Source organism: Spirillospora sp. NPDC127506, assembly GCF_040302145.1.
Lineage (GTDB): Bacteria > Actinomycetota > Actinomycetes > Streptosporangiales > Streptosporangiaceae > Spirillospora.
In genome coordinates, this window is sequence record NZ_JBEORG010000003.1 from 281,525 (window position 1) to 298,611 (window position 17,087).

General features: G+C 73.8%; 14 protein-coding genes and 1 riboswitch. Of the genes, 8 read left to right on the forward strand and 6 right to left on the reverse strand.

The window, feature by feature from the left end; genetic code table 11:
• Positions 1-103: 103 nt before the first annotated feature.
• On the forward strand, positions 104-1,858 hold the full coding sequence (locus ABTW95_RS05730) for an LCP family protein (RefSeq protein ID WP_500224966.1): 1,755 nt from the start codon (positions 104-106) through the stop codon (positions 1,856-1,858).
• A 4-nt stretch (positions 1,859-1,862) separates the two neighbouring features.
• Here the strand turns inward: ABTW95_RS05730 and ABTW95_RS05735 are convergent, their stop codons facing one another.
• On the reverse strand, positions 1,863-2,486 hold the full coding sequence (locus tag ABTW95_RS05735; protein WP_500224969.1) for a prepilin peptidase: 624 nt from the start codon (positions 2,484-2,486) through the stop codon (positions 1,863-1,865).
• 21 nt (positions 2,487-2,507) lie between these two features.
• Positions 2,508-2,927 carry a DUF3592 domain-containing protein gene (locus ABTW95_RS05740; protein WP_500224972.1) on the reverse strand — a complete coding sequence of 140 codons (420 nt, stop codon included), beginning with the start codon at positions 2,925-2,927 and terminating at the stop codon, positions 2,508-2,510.
• A 210-nt stretch (positions 2,928-3,137) separates the two neighbouring features.
• On the opposite strand from ABTW95_RS05740, the gene ABTW95_RS05745 reads away from it, so the two are divergent.
• From ABTW95_RS05745 to ABTW95_RS05770, 6 genes are all read left to right on the forward strand, one after another.
• Positions 3,138-3,608, forward strand: a complete 471-nt coding sequence (locus tag ABTW95_RS05745) for a DUF4282 domain-containing protein (RefSeq protein ID WP_500224975.1) — start codon at positions 3,138-3,140, stop codon at positions 3,606-3,608.
• Positions 3,609-3,620: 12 nt separating this feature from the next.
• Positions 3,621-5,966 carry a serine/threonine-protein kinase gene (locus ABTW95_RS05750; RefSeq protein ID WP_500224978.1) on the forward strand — a complete coding sequence of 782 codons (2,346 nt, stop codon included), beginning with the start codon at positions 3,621-3,623 and terminating at the stop codon, positions 5,964-5,966.
• Positions 5,963-7,090 (forward strand): response regulator receiver protein, encoded by a 1,128-nt coding sequence (locus ABTW95_RS05755; RefSeq protein WP_500224982.1) that lies wholly within the window; start codon positions 5,963-5,965, stop codon positions 7,088-7,090. The genes ABTW95_RS05750 and ABTW95_RS05755 overlap by 4 nt, the downstream gene beginning before the upstream one ends.
• A 95-nt stretch (positions 7,091-7,185) precedes the next feature.
• Positions 7,186-9,108, forward strand: coding sequence for an AAA family ATPase (locus tag ABTW95_RS05760; RefSeq protein WP_500224986.1), 1,923 nt, complete (start codon positions 7,186-7,188; stop codon positions 9,106-9,108).
• Entirely contained in the window at positions 9,105-9,839 is a 735-nt protein-coding gene (locus ABTW95_RS05765) for a 4Fe-4S single cluster domain-containing protein (protein ID WP_500224988.1), read from the forward strand. Before ABTW95_RS05760 ends, ABTW95_RS05765 begins: the two co-directional genes overlap by 4 nt.
• Entirely contained in the window at positions 9,827-11,149 is a 1,323-nt protein-coding gene (locus ABTW95_RS05770; protein WP_500224991.1) for an FHA domain-containing protein, read from the forward strand. The genes ABTW95_RS05765 and ABTW95_RS05770 overlap by 13 nt, the downstream gene beginning before the upstream one ends.
• 79 nt (positions 11,150-11,228) lie before the next feature.
• Here ABTW95_RS05770 and typA read toward each other — a convergent pair whose 3' ends face one another.
• Complete coding sequence (typA, locus tag ABTW95_RS05775; RefSeq protein ID WP_396446586.1) at positions 11,229-13,082, reverse strand: translational GTPase TypA; 1,854 nt, start codon at positions 13,080-13,082, stop codon at positions 11,229-11,231.
• A 202-nt stretch (positions 13,083-13,284) separates the two neighbouring features.
• A riboswitch (cyclic di-AMP (ydaO/yuaA leader) is annotated at positions 13,285-13,432 on the forward strand.
• A 7-nt stretch (positions 13,433-13,439) separates the two neighbouring features.
• On the opposite strand from typA, the gene ABTW95_RS05780 reads away from it, so the two are divergent.
• Positions 13,440-14,456, forward strand: a complete 1,017-nt coding sequence (locus tag ABTW95_RS05780; RefSeq protein ID WP_500224995.1) for a C40 family peptidase — start codon at positions 13,440-13,442, stop codon at positions 14,454-14,456.
• A gap of 99 nt (positions 14,457-14,555) precedes the next feature.
• Here the strand turns inward: ABTW95_RS05780 and ABTW95_RS05785 are convergent, their stop codons facing one another.
• Genes ABTW95_RS05785 through ABTW95_RS05795 form a run of 3 tightly spaced genes read right to left on the reverse strand, consistent with a single transcriptional unit; the run spans position 14,556 to position 17,051 of the window.
• Entirely contained in the window at positions 14,556-14,948 is a 393-nt protein-coding gene (locus ABTW95_RS05785; protein WP_500224997.1) for a (deoxy)nucleoside triphosphate pyrophosphohydrolase, read from the reverse strand.
• On the reverse strand, positions 14,948-15,736 hold the full coding sequence (locus tag ABTW95_RS05790; protein WP_500224999.1) for a Mut7-C RNAse domain-containing protein: 789 nt from the start codon (positions 15,734-15,736) through the stop codon (positions 14,948-14,950). The genes ABTW95_RS05785 and ABTW95_RS05790 overlap by 1 nt, the downstream gene beginning before the upstream one ends.
• A gap of 28 nt (positions 15,737-15,764) precedes the next feature.
• The gene (locus ABTW95_RS05795; RefSeq protein ID WP_396446582.1) at positions 15,765-17,051 is read right to left on the reverse strand and encodes an amidohydrolase family protein; all 1,287 of its coding nucleotides are present in this window, start codon (positions 17,049-17,051) and stop codon (positions 15,765-15,767) included.
• Between the last annotated feature and the right edge of the window lie 36 nt (positions 17,052-17,087).

The following is a 17,087-nucleotide window of genomic DNA, read 5'->3' on the forward strand; positions in this document are numbered from 1 at the left end:
AACTAGGGGATGCTCCCGCTCCCCGCGCGCCCCGCCGCATCCATAGAATGATCAATCGCCCTGAACCGCCCGCCCCCACCGGGGCCCGTCCGAGACGTGACCTATGAGCGACGAAGACCCCGGCCGCGACGATCTCGCGGGGGACAAGGCCGCCCACACCGCCCCGGAAGCCCCCGAGCCCGCCCAGAGCGGCGCAAAGCCGGACGGCGGCGACTCCGAGGACGCTGCTCCGGCCGAGTCCGGCCAGGACGGCGGCGGTACGGATTCCGAAGGCGGTACGGATTCCGAAGGCGGTACGGATTCCGAAGAACGAGGAACTTCCGAAGAACGAGAAACCGCCGCCGGCGAGGACGGCGAGTCGGGTGCCGCCTCGGCCGGGCCTACTTCCGATCCGAGTGACGGCGCGTCGGAGGGCGAGGAGGGCGCGGAGCGAGCCGACGGCGGCTCCTCCCCCACCGCGGACACGCCCGCTGCCGGTGAGGGCGGTGGAGGCAGGAAGCGCGGCCGCCGCCGGAAGGTGCTGCGGCGGGTCGCGATCGGGGCGGTCGTCGTCATGCTGCTCGGGGGCGGCGGGGCGGCCTGGCTCTACCACGACCTCGTCGGCGGCATCGAGCAGGAGCACGTCAGCGACAAGCTCGGGACGAACCGGCCGAAGAAGCTGAACAAGTCGCTCAACATCCTGCTGATCGGGTCCGACACCCGGGAAGGCGAGAACGCGCGCTACGGCGCGGCGGCGGGGTTGTCGGGGGCGAGGTCGGACACCACGATCCTGCTGCACCTCTCGCCGAACCGCGACCAGGCCATCGGGATCAGCTTCCCGCGCGACTCGATGGTGAAGATCCCCGAGTGCAGGAAGGAGAAGGGCGGGACCGTTCCAGCGCAGTTCGGGATGCTGAACGCCGCGTTCGCGTATGCCGGCCCCACGTGCACGTGGAAGACCTTGGAGTCGCTCACCGGCATCCACATCGACCATTTCGTCCAGGTGGACTTCGCCGGGTTCAAGCGGATGGTGGACGCGCTGGGCGGCGTGGAGATCTGCGTCGACAAACCCGTGAACGACCCGCGAGCCGAGCTGTACCTGAAGGCGGGCAAGCAGACCGTGAAGGGCGAGCAGGCGCTCGGCTACGTCCGGGCCCGCTACTCGCTCGGGAACGGCTCCGACCTTGAGCGGATCGAGCGGCAGCAGAAGTTCATGGCGTCGGTCGTCGACAAGGCCACGAGCAGTTCCGTCCTCACGGATCCGGCCAAGACGTACAAGTTCCTCAAGGCCGCGACCAAGTCGATGACCACCGACGACGACCTCGACCTGGCGGCGATGCGGAAGCTGGCGGACGGCCTGAAGGGGATGAGCGCCGGGCAGGTGCGGTTCGTGACCGTCCCGGTGGAGCGCTACGCCCCGGACCCGAACCGCGTCCAGTGGAACCAGGAGCTGGCGAAGCCGCTGTTCGAGGCGATCCAGCACGACAGCGAGCTGCCCGCCGAGCCGGCGAAGCCGGTGAAGGCCCAGCCGGCGCCGCCCGCGCCCGGCAAGGTGCACGTCACCGTCGTCGATGCGGGCGGCAAGGACAAGCTGGTCGAGCGGGTCGTCACGCAGCTCAAGCGGCGCGGCTACAAGGTCGCGAAGAAGGTCGAGAAGGGCGCCGCCGCGGCGGAGAGCCGCCTCGTCTACTCGCCGGCGGCGGAGCAGCAGGCTTCGGCGCTCGCACGGGAGGTCCCCGACGCTCTGCTCACCCCGGACGCGCAGGCGCCGGAGGGCGGGGTGCGGCTCGTCATCGGCGCGAACGGCGTCCGTCTCGCGCCGCCCGCCATCAACAGGATCGGCGGCGGGGTGAAGGGCGGCCAGAAGCTCTGCAAGTGACGTCTCAGGCGGCCGCGAACGCCAGGACGGAGACGAGCGCCCCCGCGAGCATGCAGGGGCCGAAAGGGAACTCGCCCTTGCGCGTCCGCCGGACGATCATGATTCCGGCGGCGGCGAGGCCGCCGAGGAGGTAGGTCGCGAGGAGGCCGAGCACCCAGGCGTCCCGGCCGAACCAGCCGAGGTAGAGACCGAGCACGCCGGACAGTTTGACGTCCCCCATCCCGATCCCGGACGGGACGATGAGCGCCTGCGCGAAGTACAGCGCGAACAGCGCGGCCATGCCGATGAGCGCGTGCCCGAACCGCTGCGGCCCGTCGCCGGTGAACGGCGCGGCCACCGCGAGCAGCGCCGCCGCCAAGCCGTAGGACGGCAGCGTGAAGCGGTCCGGCAACCGCTTGACCTCGACGTCGATGAAGCCGAGCAGGACGCCGACCGCGGCCAGGTACAGCAGCGCGGGGAGGACCGGGTCCGCTCCGGGCCGCCACCCCAGCACGCCGAACAGGACGGCCGTGGCCGCGCCCATCAGGATCCGGCGGCGGCGCGGGACGCCGCCGACGTACGGCGCCGCCATCGGCGCCATGAGCAGCCCGGCGGCGAACCCCGCCGGCGGCAGCACGAACGCGATCACCGTCTCTCGTCCCGTCCCGCGTCACGCCAGGTGGGCGGCCAGGGACGCGATCCCGATGGCCGCGAACACGCAGCCGGCGGCCACCATTCCGGCCGAGCCCGCGAGGGCGCGCCCGGACGAGGTGTCCATGCGCGCCTTGCGCGGGTCGCGCGGGTCGTACAGGACGCCGACCTGGTAGCCCTTGAGCCTGAAGAGCTCGTAGGAGCCGGCCCGGGTCTCACCGACCGTCTCGATGTCGGCGCCGTCCAAGGTGCGGAAGCGCAGCACCGGGAAGTACTCGTAGGAGTCGGTGGTCGAGGTCCGATGGACCCCGGCGACGATCCCCGGGACGCGGTGCGCCGCGGCGAGGAACGCGCGGGACGCGCGGTAGCGGTGGACGCCGCCGGCCGCGAGGGCCGAGCCGAGCAGCAGCGGCACGATCACTAGAAGCCAATCCGACATCACCGGTACCCGCCGCGCTCATCCGATCCGGTCCCGCCGCGCACGGCCGGGTCCCGCCGACCCGCGGCCTCCCCACAACGTACAGCACCGCCCGGGCGCCGCCCGCGCGCTCCGCGCGACCCGTCCCGGCCGACCGCGCGGCCGCTCCGGGTGCGGGGCGGGCGCAGGCTCTAGAGTCTGTGTGTAGGCCCGACACTGGAGACGACGGCGATGACGAATCCTTCGGACCCCGGCCACCCACCGCGCCCGCAGGCGCCCGATCCGGCCGGAGGCCCGTACGGTCCGCAGCCCGGTCCGCAGCCGAACGTCCCCGGCCCGCGCACGCCGGGTCCGGGCGGCCCAGGGACGGGGCCGCAGCCGTGGGCCCCGGCCGAGCCCGCCGAGAAGGGGCTGCTGGCCGCGCTGCTGGACACCGATTTCAACGCCCTGGTGACCCCGAAGCTCGCGAAGACGGTCTACGTCCTGTCGCTGATGCTGATCTCCCTGGAGTGCCTGGGCATCCTGCTGTTCGGCCTCTGGACGCTCGTCTCGACCCGGTTCTGGCTGGGCGGGCTCATCGTCATCGTCGCGACGCCGCTCATCTGGCTGGTCCAGATGCTGCTCGTGCGGATCTTCGTGGAGGCCGTGGTGGTGCGGTTCAAGCAGGCCGAGTATCTGCGGGTCATCAAGGACAAGAGCTAGACGGGGCTGCTGGTGGGCGAGTTCGACGGCACGCCGCCGCGGGACACCCGGCGGGACGCCGGGGCGACGCGGCGCGACGACGCGCGCGTTCCCGGGCCCCGGGCGGCCGCGGAGACGACGCGGGACGGCACGGCGGCCGGCGGCGATCCGCTGATGCGGCTGCCGGCGGTGCTCGGCGAGCGGTACACGACGGTCGCGGAGCTGCCGGTGCAGGGCGCCGAGTCGGACCTGCTGCTGGTGCGGGACGCCGCCGGCGGCGAGTACGTGGTGAAGATCTTCCGCCGCGGCTACCGCGCCGACCGGGACGTCTGGGCGAAGCTGCCCGCGCTCGACTCGCCGCACGTCCTGCGGATCCTGGAGACCGGGCACGCGGACGGGCGCGACTACGAGGTCACCCCGTACGTGCCGGACGGCAACCTGCGGGCGCTGACGGGGCGGGGCCCGCTGCCCGCGGAGACGGTCGGCGAGATCGCGGCGCAGCTTTCGGCGGGGCTGGCGGCCCTGCACCGGGCGGGCATCGTCCACCGGGACCTCAAACCCGAGAACGTGCTGGTCACGGCGACCGAGCCGGTGCGCGTGGCGATCGCCGACTTCGGGCTGAGCAAGGTCCTCGACCAGAGCGTGGTGTTCGCGTCGTCGTCGCGGACGCTGGCGTACGCCGCGCCGGAGTCGCTGTCCGGGCAGGTGTCGCCGGCCCGCGACTGGTGGTCGCTCGGCATGATCGTCCGGGAGCTGGCGACGGGGCGGGCGCCGTTCCAGGGCCTGAGCGAGACCGTGGTGGTCGACCATCTGGCGACGCGCCCGGTCGGCGCGGACGACGTCCCCGATCCGCGGCTGCGGACGCTGTGCCGCGGGCTGCTGACCCGCGATCCGCGCAAGAGGTGGTCCGGCGAGCAGGTCCAGGAGTGGCTGGACGGAGGCTCGCCGCCCGTCGCGGAGGAGAGCCCGCAGGCCGAGGCGGGCGACGGCCTCCCCTTCAGGGGCCGCCGCTACACGCGAAGGGACGAGCTGGCGCGCGCGCTCGTCGAGAACTGGGACCACGCCGCGCAGTACTTCTTCGGACGCGGCGAGTCGGGCGAGGCATGGCGGAGCCTGCGCGAATGGCTCGCGGACATCCCGGACGACAGCCGCATAGGTCTCATCGACGGCTACCTCATGACGCGGCTGCCGCCCGACGTGAAGCTGCTGCACCTGGTCCGGTGGCTGGATCCGGCGCTCCCGCCGCACTTCCTCGGCCGCCGGGTCACCGGCGACGACCTTCCGGGGCTCGCCGCGCTGGCCGGCGACCACCGGCACCCCGACCACCGCACCGCCGTCCTCATCGGCCGGGCGCTGTGGGAGCACCATCTGCTGCACGTGCTGGCCGGTTTCGAGGACGCCGGGGAGCTCGCCCGGATCGACGACCAGTGGCGCGCCCACGCGGCGGCGTGGAACGACCTCGTCCGCTGGCTGCGCGGGCAGGACGCCGTGCCGCCGGGCGCGGCGCGGCGGCTGCCCGACGCCGGGGCGGAGGAGCCGCCCGCCGTGCTGCTGGCGCTGCTCGCGCTGGCCGCGCGCCCGGCGGAGACGCACCGGCTGATCGCGGAGGGCGCGGCCCGGGCGCGCGAGGCGGTGTCCGAACCGGTGCCGTGGTTCACCTGGATGGCGGACGGCGCCGGCGACGACCCGCTGCGGCTCCTCGCGGTGACGCGCGCGGCGCCCGAGGCCGTCGTCGAGGCGGAGTCCCGGGCGCGCGAGCGGCGCAGCGAGGAGCAGCGCGCCGAGGCGTTGCGCGCCCGGGAGGCGGAGCGGGAGCGGCAGCGGCTCGCCGGGCGCGGCGCCGCCACGCTCAAGGCGGTCCTGTGGACGCTGCCCGTGCTGTTCTTCTGGCTCGCCGGCAGCTGGGTCGTCGGTTCGCTGTTCGGCGGCGGCGATGACGACGGGACCGCGTCCGTCGGTCTGCACGGCTCCGCGTCGGGCTTCTCCTTCGGCGCGCTGGCCGCCGTGTCGCTGCTCGCCTGGGCGGTGCAGTGCGGCGGCGAGGTGCTGCTGGCGCGCGTGCAGGGCAAGGACTACCTGCCCCACGGCCCGTGGTCGATGCTGTCGGGGGTCCTCAGCGCGAGCGGCCGCGGGTTCTCGAAGGCGTCCCAGACGATGTCGGGCGCCGCGCAGCGGACCGGGCGCCGCGGCTGCGGCCTCGTGCTGATCGCCGTGACGGTCCCGCTGCTGCTCCTGCTGCTCCTGCTCGCGGCGCTGACGTCCGTCGCGAGCCTGCTCTGGGTCCTCTTCATGATCGCCGCCTCCGCCGCGCACGCCGTGGCGGCCGGGGTGCGGCTGCACCGCTGGCGGCAGGCACGCACGATCGGAGGCACTCCTTGAGCAGCGGGATCGACGCGGACATCGCGCTCGACGCGGCGGTGGTGCTCAGCCTGGGCATGAACCGCCTGCTCGGGCGCGGCGCCGGGGCGGCCGGGCGGGGCGCGGAGGCCCTCGCGGCGCTCGCCGCGGGCAGGGCGGAGGCACGGGCGGCGGCGCTCGCCGAGGTCGAGTCCCAGGAGCGCGCGCTGCGCGAGGTCGTGGAGCGCAACGCGCGCATCGCGGCGCTCGCCGAGACGCGCGCGAAGATCGGCGCGGACGTCGCGCTGCCCGAGCAGTGGACGCCCGGGGAGCAGAGCGCCGAAGAGCTGACCGCCTGGTGCGCCGCCGCCGACCGGGCCCTGGACGAGGCGGAGCGGCGGCTGTCCGAGCACCTCGCCGCCCAGGTCAGCGCGCAGCTGTTCGCCGTCCCCGCCGAGGGCCTGGCGGCCGGCGCCGGGAAGAGCGCGCCGCCGCCCGCCGAAGCCGGCGACGTGCGGCGCGACCTCGAAAGGATCATGACCCGGCTGCTGCCCGACGCGGCGGACGAGGAGCGGCGCGCGGTCGCCGAGGCGGCGGCGCTGCTCTCCGGCGCCGGGACGGCGGAGGAGGCCGAGAGCGTCCTGCAGGAGGTGCGGCTGCGCATCCAGGCCGCCAACCGCCGCACCGAGGAGCGCCGCGCGGAGGAGCGGCGGCGGGCGGCCGAGCGCGACGCCGCCGAGCAGGCCGAGGCCGAGCGGCGCTACGTGCTCGACTCGATCACCGCGGCGTTCGAGGACATGGGGTACGAGGTCCACGCCGGGTTCGAGACGCTGACCGCCGAGGACGGCACCGTGACGCTGACGAAGGGCGCCTGGCCCGACCACAGCGTCCGGATGCGGGTCGACGACGCCGCGCACGTCCGGGCGTCGATGGTGCGCGAGCGGCCCGCCGAGAGCGAGGACGACCGGCGGGTCGACGTCGAGCGGGAGCGGGAGTGGTGCGCGGCGTTCGAGGCGGCGCGGGAGCGCCTCGCCGGCGCCGGGATCCGCTCGGACGTGTCCTGGCGGCTGGAGCCCGGAGTGCGTGAGCTGCCAGTTTCGGCGCGGCCGCGGCAGACTAGGGCGCGCGCGGGGCAACGCGAGCGCCACCGCGAACGTCATAACTGAGGTGCCGGGGGACGTGGAATGGACTGGGGGCGCGCCCGCGATGAGCGAAGCGGACCGGGGGACGCGGGGCGCCGCCCCACCGCAGGGGAGCACAGATGAGCATTGAATCGCCGACTCTCGGGGGGCGGCTCCAGGGGTGGCCGCCGTTCGTCCGCGAGCTGGACGCGACCCTCTCCGTGCACTCCCAGTACGTCCTGTCGGGGAACCTGTACGACAGCTTCCTCACGCCGCCGGCGGAGGGCGGCGCGCCCACCGGGCTGCTGCCGCTGCGCGCCCTGCTGTGGGAGGCGCTGCGCTCCAGCGGCGCGTCCTTCATGGCCGTCTACGACCCGGTCGACGGGCTGCAGATCATCCCGGGGACCGGCGACGGCGACTCGGCGCGGGCGGCCGAGCGGCTGCTCGGCAAGATCAAGGCGGACGAGAAGCCCTCGCTGGAGGGGCTGACGCGGCTGCTGGCGGCGGTGGCCCGGCCGAAGGAGGACGTCCGCGCCGCGTTCGTGATCGACTCGGCGTCCCGGATCGCCCGCACCCCGACCGACCTGGAGCCGGCCGAGCGCGACTTCTTCCGGTTCTGCGCGCGGCTGTCGCGCAGCGCCCGGCCCGTGCGGGTGCCGGGCGCGCGGCCGAAGCCGCTCTACAACCCGATCATCTGGCTGGTGGAGCGGCCCGGCGACCTGCCGCCGTGGCTGACGACCGACAACGAGACCATCCGCGAGATCACGATCCCGCGCCCGCATCTCGGCGACCGGCAGGAGACGGCGCGGCTGCTGGCCCGCGCGTTCGGGGTCACCGACATCGGGCAGGACGAGGCGGCCGCGGCGGCCTGCGACGCGTTCGCCGAGCAGGCCGACGGGCTCACGCTGCAGTCGATGATCGAGGTGACCCGGCTGGCGAAGGAGCGCGGCGTCGGCCTCACCGACCTGCCGGACGCCGTCCGCACCTACAAGCTCGGCGTGCTCGACAACCCGTGGAGCCGCGGCCATCTGCGCCGCCGCGTGCTGGAGGGCGAGAAGCGCGTCCCGGAGCGGGTGATCGGGCAGCCGCAGGCCGTCACCAAGACCCTGGACATCCTGAAGCGGGCCGTGCTCGGCCTGTCGGGGGCGCAGGCGACCCGGTCCGGGAGCCGGCCGCGCGGCGTGCTGTTCTTCGCCGGCCCGACCGGCACCGGCAAGACCGAGCTGGCGAAGGCGATCACCGAGCTGGTGTTCGGGGACGAGTCCGCCTACCTGCGCTTCGACATGAGCGAGTTCTCCGGCGAGGGGTCCGGCGACCGGCTGATCGGGTCCCCGCCCGGCTACGTCGGGCACGAGGCGGGCGGCGAGCTGACCAACGCCGTCCGCGAGGACCCGTTCCGGGTGATCCTCTTCGACGAGATCGAGAAGGCGCACCCGCGGATCCTGGACAAGTTCCTGCAGATCCTGGAGGACGGCCGGCTCACCGACGGGCGCGGCAACACCGTCCACTTCTCCGAGTCCATCCTGATCTTCACGTCCAACCTGGGGATGTACGTCCCGGGACGCGACCTCACGACGCGGGACGCGTCCCCGTACGGGGCGCCCGAGCGTGTGCAGAACATCACACCCGGGATGCCGTACGACGAGGTCGAGCAGCGCATCAAGGGCGCCGTCGCCGACCACTTCACCGAGGTCCTCAACCGGCCGGAGCTGCTCAACCGGTTCGGCGACAACATCGTCGTGTTCGACATCGTCGTGTTCGACTTCATCTCCGGCGACGCCGCGCACAAGATCTTCGACCTGCAGCTGGCGAACATCTGCCGCCGCGTCGCCGAGGAGCACCGGCTCTCCCTCGCGGTGAAGGGCGACGCGCTGTCGACGCTCCGCGAATGGTGCACCGAGGAATTGGACAAGGGCGGGCGCGGCATCGGCATGGCGCTGGAGTCGTACTTCGTCAACCCGCTGGCGCGCGCCCTGTTCGACCGGGAGCTCGTCCCGGACGAGAAGATCACGGTGACGGGCGTCCGGCGCGAGGGCAGCATCGTCCATCTGGACCTCCGATGACGGGCGGGGGCGGCACCGGTCCGTCGCTGCTGCTCGCCAAGGCGCACTACCCCGTGACCGCACTCGGCCCCGGAACCCGCGCGGGCATCTGGACGCAGGGCTGCACGCTGCACTGCCGCGGCTGCCTGTCCCGCGACACCTGGGACGCCGACCCGCGCCGCGCCGTGCCCGTCGAGACCGTTTTAGGATGGCTCGCGTCCCTGCCCGGTCCGGTGGACGGAGTGACCATTTCCGGTGGTGAGCCGTTCGAGCAGCCGGCCGCGCTGGCGGCCCTGCTGCGCGGTGTCCGCGCGTGGCGGGAGACCCCCGGCCGTGAGACGATTGAGTTGGACATCTTGGTTTACAGCGGATATGTCTACTCGCGGCTCGCCCGCAGCGGCGCGACCCGCGAGATCCTGGACTTGTGCGACGCCGTGATCACGGGACCGTACGTAGACCGGTTGAATCCGGGGGGGCGACACCCCGGCGGCGGCTCCCTACTCTGGAGGGGGTCGGCCAACCAGCGTGTCGTGCCGCTGTCCCCGCTGGGGCGCGAACGGTACGGGGCACTGGCCGGCGTCGGGAAGACTGGAGAAGGAACAGGGCCCCGAGTACAGGTGTCCGTGGACGAAGGGCCGGAGGGAAGGCGGGTGTACTACATCGGGATCCCGCGAAGGGGTGACATGGAGCACCTGACGTCGAGGCTCGACCGCGCCGGCGTGCGCTCGGGGGATGTGTCATGGCGACCTTGAACTGTCCTGTCTGCGGTGAGCCGCACCAGCAGGGCGACCTGCTCTGCATGAACTGCGGGGCCAACCTGGCGCGCGGCGGGGGCGGCGCCCACCGGCAGGCGCCGGGCGGGTACGACGACCAGCAGCCGCGGGTCCCTCAGCCGCCCGGTCCGGGCGGCCAGTACGGCGGTCCGCCGCCCGGCGGGCAGTACGGGCAGCCGCCGCAGCCCCACGACCCGTACGGGCAGCAGGCCCCGGAGCACCAGCAGCCGGGCCCGCCCGCGCAGCCGCAGGACCCGTGGGGCCCGCCGCAGCAGCAGCAGCCGGACGCGTGGGGTCCGCCCATGCCCCAGCAGGGGCAGGAGCAGCACGGCCAGCCGGGGCCCGGCCAGTACGGCCAGCCGCAGCACGGGCAGCCGCAGCACGGCGCCCCCCAGCCGGGCGGGCCGCAGCACGGGGGCCAGCCGCCGATGCAGCACCAGCAGCCGCCCGCCGACCCGTGGGGGCCGCCGCAGCCGCAGCAGCCCCAGGACCAGTGGGGAGCGCCGCAGCCGCAGCAGCCCGGCGGCGACCAGTACGGGCAGCGCGAGCCGCAGTACCCGCCGCCTCAGGAGCAGCAGTACGGCGCCCCGCAGGACCAGTACGGCGCCCCCCAGCAGGCCCAGTACGGCGCTCCCCAGGAGCAGCAGTACGGCGCCCCGCAGGACCAGTACGGGGCTCCGCAGCAGGACCAGTACGGCGCGCCGCAGCCGGGCCCGGCGGACCACCAGTTCGGCCCGCCGCCCCAGCAGCACGGGCAGCCCCCGCACGGCGCGCCCCCGCACGGCGGGCCGCAGCACGGCGGGCCGCCGCTGCCGCCGCACGGCCGTGAGGCGACGCTGCTGCCGCCCGACCACAACCAGGGCCAGCGTCCCCCCGCCCCCGACAGCACGGCGTTCATGTGCCCGTACTGCGAGGCGGTGCTGAGCAACCCGGGCGCCGCGCAGTGCGACTCGTGCCTGCGCCCCCTGCCCAAGCAGGGCACGCCCGTCCTGCGGGTGCAGTTCCCCACGGGCGAGCTGAAGGTGTCCGTCGGCCAGCACCTGGTGCTCGGCCGGGACGCGGGCCAGTCGCCGGTGGCCGCCACGTTCACGCAGTACGACAACGTGTCGCGGCGCCACTCGACGGTCTGGCTCGACCCGTCCGGCACGGCCTGGGTGCGGGACGAGGGCTCCACCAACGGGACGTTCGTCAACGGCGAGCGGCTCCCCCGCGGCGTGGAGGCGCCTCTCCGCGACGGCGACCAGCTCCGCCTGGCCGCCGACGTGACGGGGACCGTCCAGCTGAAGTGACCCGCATGCAAGGAGGCGGCCCCGCGGTTCTCGGAACCGCGGGGCCGCCTCCTTCGCGCTCAGGCCGCTCGCCGGCGGGTCAGCCGGCGCGCTTGGTGCGGGCGCGCATGCGCTCGCGCTCCTTGGCGTCCAGCACGACCTTGCGGATGCGGACGTTCGCGGGCGTCACCTCGACGCACTCGTCCTCGCGGCAGAACTCCAGCGCCTCCTCCAGCGACAGGATCCGCGGCGGGGTGAGCCGCTCCAGCTCGTCGCCGGTGGACGACCGCATGTTCGTGAGCTTCTTCTCCTTGGTGATGTTGACGTCCATGTCGTCGGCACGGGAGTTCTCCCCGACGATCATGCCCTCGTACACCTCGGTGCCCGGCCCGACGAAGAACGTGCCGCGCTCCTGCAGGTTCGTGATCGCGTAGGCGGTGGCGGCGCCCGCGCGGTCGGCGACCAGCGACCCGGACGGGCGGGTGCGCAGCTCGCCGAACCAGGGCTCGTAGCCCTCGAAGACGTGGTGCGCCATGCCGGTGCCGCGCGTCTCGGTCATGAACTCGGTGCGGAACCCGATCAGGCCGCGCGCCGGGACGAGGAACTCCATCCGGACCCAGCCGGTGCCGTGGTTCGTCATGTGCTCCATGCGGCCCTTGCGGACGGCCATGAGCTGCGTGACGGCGCCGAGGTGCTCCTCGGGGATGTCGACGGTGAGCCGCTCGACCGGCTCGTGCTTCCGGCCGTCGATGGTCTTCGCGACGACCTGCGGCTTGCCGACGGTCAGCTCGTAGCCCTCGCGGCGCATGTTCTCGACGAGGATCGCGAGGGCCAGCTCGCCGCGGCCCTGCACCTCCCACGCGTCCGGGCGCTCGGTCGGCAGCACCCTGATCGACACGTTGCCGACCAGCTCGCGGTCGAGGCGGTCCTTGACCATGCGGGCGGTGACCTTGGTGCCCTTCTCGCGGCCGGCCATCGGCCCGGTGTTGGTGCCGATGGTCATGGAGATCGCGGGCTCGTCCACGGTGATCAGCGGCAGCGGGCGCGGGTCGTCGGGGTCGGCGATGGTGTCGCCGATCATGATCTCCGGGATGCCGGCGATCGCGATGATGTCGCCCGGCCCCGCGTCGTCGGCGGGCTTGCGGGTGAGCGCGTCCGTCATCAGCAGCTCGGTGATCTTGACGCGCTCGATGCTGCCGTCGTGCCGGCACCAGGCGACCTGCTGGCCCTTCTTGATCGTCCCGGCGTGGACGCGGCACAGCGCGATCCGGCCGAGGTAGCTGGAGGCGTCCAGGTTCGTCACGTGCGCCTGCAGCGGCGCGTCCGGGTCGTAGGACGGCGCCGGGATCGTCTCGGTGATGACCTGGAACAGCGGCTCCAGGTCGGCGCTGGCGGGCATCTCCCCGTCGGCGGGCTTGTCGAGCGACGCCCGCCCGGCCCGGCCGGACGCGTACACGATCGGGAAGTCGATCTGGTCCTCGTCGGCGTCGAGGTCCATGAACAGCTCGTACGTCTCGTCCACGACCTCGTCGATGCGGGCGTCGGGACGGTCGGTCTTGTTCACGACGAGGATCACCGGGAGCCGCGCGGCGAGCGCCTTGCGCAGCACGAACCGGGTCTGCGGGAGCGGCCCCTCGCTGGCGTCCACCAGCAGGACGACGCCGTCCACCATGGACAGCCCGCGCTCGACCTCGCCGCCGAAGTCGGCGTGGCCCGGGGTGTCGATGATGTTGATCGTCAGCCCGTTGTGCCGGACGGCGGTGTTCTTCGCGAGGATCGTGATGCCCTTCTCGCGCTCCAGGTCGTTGGAGTCCATGACCCGGTCGTCGACGTCCTGGTTCTCGCGGAAGGCCCCGGACTGCCAGAGCATTGCGTCGACCAGCGTCGTCTTCCCGTGGTCGACGTGGGCGACGATCGCTACGTTCCGGAGGTCGTCGCGGGTGGAGATGGGCATGCGGGTTACCTTGCGTGAGGTTTCAGGAGAGTCGCCGCAGAAAAGCGGCAGCACTCCATTCTACGCGCCGCGGTGCCCGGCCCATCCCGGCCGCGTCCTCCCACCCTTCACACGCGGTCACACGCGCCCCGATTCGCCAACTTTGCTCATCCTTTGTAATCTGCCCGAGATCCGGTCGTCCGGAGCCCCACTCCCCGGGGCTGCGACCGGCACGCCGAATCTCCCGCCCGCCGGGAGAACCGGGGACCCAACCCTCGGGGTGAATCGACGCGCCGCAGGGCGGTGCGCCGTAGGGCGACTCCTGGCCCGAACCCGTCAGCTAACCCGGTAGGCGCGTGAGGAGAGGAGAACACCGGCTTGGCACCGGACCCCCGCCGGCGGCGGCGCTTCGCGCCCGCCGCCACCGCCGCCCTGCTCCTGATCGGCCTCGGCGCCACCGCCCCCGTCGCCGCCCACGCCGCGCCGCCGCTCCGCCTGGCCGCCGCCGCGACCGCGCCCAGCCCGACGCCGACGACGGAGAAGGGCCTGCGCAAGAGCCTCAAGGCGCTGAACGAAGAGGCCGAGATCCTCACCGAGAAGTACAACAAGGCCCGGGTGGACCTGAAGGCGGCGCAGAAGGCCGAGCAGGACGCCGCCAAGAACGCGCAGGTGCTGCGCGCCCAGGCCGGCCCGGCCCGCGAGCAGCTCGGGCGGATGGCCGCCGCCACCTACATGGCCGGCGCCCCCGACGCGATCTTCGGCTCCGACGGCTCCGCCGAGGGGCTGACCGAGCGCGCCTACCTCACCCAGAACCAGGCCGCCGCCGTCAAGGCCCTGCAGAAGCAGATCCAGCGGGCCGACGCCGCCCAGCGCACCGCGGAGGCCAAGACCGCGCAGGTCAAGAAGGCGTGGGAGGACGCCAAGAAGGCGCGCGCGCAGGCCAAGGCCAAGGTCACCGAGGTGATGAAGCGCCTCGACAAGCTCTCCACCACGCACGCCCGCGACCCGCGCACCGGCCTCACCGCCAGCATCAAGGGCTCGGGCCTGCCCGCCAAGATGGCCCGCAAGGCCTACAGCAAGATCGGCTCCCCCTACGTGTGGGCGGCCGCCGGCCCGAACAGCTTCGACTGCTCCGGCCTCGTCGTGTGGGCCTACGCCCAGGTCGGCAAGCCCGGCCTGCCCCACTACACCGGCGACCTCTACCAGCTGGGCACGAAGGTGCCGCGCAGCCAGCTGCGCTCCGGGGACCTCGTGTACTTCGGCAGCAACCTGCACCACATGGGGATCTACCTGAGCGACGGCAAGTTCCTGCACGCTCCGCAGACCGGCGACGTGGTGAAGATCTCCAAGCTGTCGGACCGCTCCGACTACGCGGGCGCCAACCGCATCTCCTGACGGGCGCGGCGCCCCCACGGATGTCGGGGGCTTCCTGCGGCGCGGCGGGAAGCCCCCGAACTCATCCGCGCGATCCGACGCCCGGAGGGCGGCCGGGCCTCAGCTGAAGTGCTCCCGGGCGAGCAGGTCGATCACCGGGCGGTCGCCGGGGAGCCAGTCGACGTCGTAGAGCTCCGGCGGGGTCAGCCAGCGGAGGGCCAGGTGCTCCAGGGCCCGGGGCTCGCCCTCGATGATCTCGGCGGTCCAGACGCGCAGCAGCGCCCGCTCGCTGAGCGTCCAGTCGCCGCCGACGCGGCGGCCGAGCCGGATCTTGATCGCCAGTTCCTCGTCGCACTCGCGGACCAGCGCGTCCTCGTCGGACTCGCCCGGGTCGACCTTCCCGCCCGGCAGTTCCCAGCCGCCCGCCATGTGCGGCGGTTCGGCCCGCTGCGCGCTCAGCAGGCGCCCGCCGGCGATGATCGCCGCGCCCACGACCACGAGAGCGATGGCCATCAGCCCCTCTCCGTCATGGCGGCCTCCGGCCTGCCGCCGTCCCGTGCGGCGCCGACCAGCCGCGTCGCCTCCCGGACGATCTCCTCCAGGTGGCCGCCGTGCGCGCCGCGCCAGTAGACCTGCCCGCAGCCGGCGCAGCGGCCGTAGACGTCGTAGCTGCGGCGCGTCCCGGCTTCGAGGTCGCCCTCGACCTCGCGCTTGTCGACCGGGACGAGCTCGCCGTTGCAGGCGGTGCACCGCGTCCAGGGGCGCAGGACGGGCGCGAACCGGTCGAGGAGGTCGCGGAGCTGGTCGTCGGGCCGGGAGCCGCGGACGTAGGCGCCCGCCCAGAGGGCGCGGCGGCGGAGGAGGCCGCGGTCCTGGGTGAGCAGGACGCGGCGCTCCTCGTTGGCCTGGACGACCAGCGCCGGATCGTCCATGTCGTTGTGGTAGGCGGTGTCGAGGCCGAGGAGGCGCATGCGGCGCGCGAGCGTGCCGAGGTGGACGTCCAGCAGGAAGCGCGGTGCGTCCTGGCCCGGCTCCAGCGGGACGGGCTGGGGGCGCGGCACCGCCGCCACGTGCACCTCGTCGCCGGGGCGCGGGCGGGTGGACGGCTCCGCGGGTTCGCCGCCGATGGTCATCGGGCCCGCCTCGGTGAGCGGCACCCCGAGCGACTCGACGAGGTGACCCAGCGTCGACGTCCCGTCGCAGGGCACCTGGTTCACGCTCTTGCGCCGGGTGGCGGGCAGGAACATCAGCAGTTCGTCCGCGACGCGGACGGTCATCTCGGGCTCCACGCCGATCAGCATGCCACGCGCCCCCGGCTTTCCCGTGCGATTATCGGCGGGTCAGGCGCGCGGCGGACTCCGAGAGGGAGTCCAGCAGGGCCGGGACGTCGTGGCCGCCGAGCACTCCCCCGCGCTTGACGACCCGGCCGCCCACGAGGACGGTGTCGACGTTGCGGGTGTCCGCCGACAGGACCACCGCCGCGATGGGGTCGTGGGCCGCGGCGGTGCCGGTGTCGACGCTGAGGACGAGGATGTCGGCGTGTTTGCCGGGGGTCAGCGACCCGGTGACGTCCGCCAGGCCGGCGACCTCGGCCCCTTCGATGGTGGCCATGCGCAGCGCGTCCGCGGCGGTGAACCCCAGGCCCGCGCCGCCGGGGCGTCCCCGCTCCAGGAAGTAGGCGGCCCGCATGATGCTGAACATGTCGCCCGGCCCGCTCGCGACCGTGTCGGCGCCGAGGCCCGTGGGGACGCCCGCGTTCCGGGCCCGTCCGGTGGGCGGGGGGCCGATGCCGAGCGCCGCCTCGATCGCGGGTGCGACGGACACGGTCCCGCCGCTGCCGGCGATCCGCTCGAACTCCTCGCCGGTGTAGTGGTTGGCGTGGACGTAGGTCGTCGGGTGCTTCAGGAGCCCGGCGTCCGCGAGGAAGGCGAGGCCGCGCGCGGCGCTCTCGGGCCCGTGGCCGCCCATGTGGACGGTGACCGGCAGTCCGAGGTCGCGGGCCAGCCGCCACTCGGCCAGCGCCCGCTCCTCACCCGCGATCTCCGGGCCGAGCGCCGCCATCGCCATGGTGAGGGTCCCGGCGGGCGCGTCGAAGTACTCGCCGCGGACGCGGCGGGTCTCGGCGGCCAGCGCGCCGGGGCCGCCGTCGCCGCCGTAGCAGTAGCCGAACACCGCCCTGATGCCCGATGCGCGGAGCGCTTCGACGTTCGCGTCGGTGTGGCCGGGGCTCAGCTGGATGTGCGACCAGTCGACCAGCGTCGTGATGCCGGAGTCGAGGCACTCCAGCACGCCGGCGAGCGTCCCGGCGTACACGTCGTCCGGGCGGTAGCGGGGCGCCAGCTCGCCGAGGACGCGCTCCAGGTAGGCGGGGAGCGTGCCGTCGGGGACGGTCGCGCGGATCCCCGCCTGCCAGGTGTGGCGGTGGGTGTCGACGAAGCCCGGCAGGACGAGCTTCCCCGCCGCCTCGACGACCTCGGCGTCCGGCGGTGCGGCCAGGCCGGGGCCGACCGCGGCGATGCGGCCGTCCTCGACCAGGACGTCGGCCTTCCCGAGCACGGTGGGCGCGGGTGCGGTGTCGATGACGACGCCGTTCCGGAGGAGTACAGTCGGTGTCATGCGAGAAAGCTTAAGGAAAAGCTTTTAAAAAAGCAA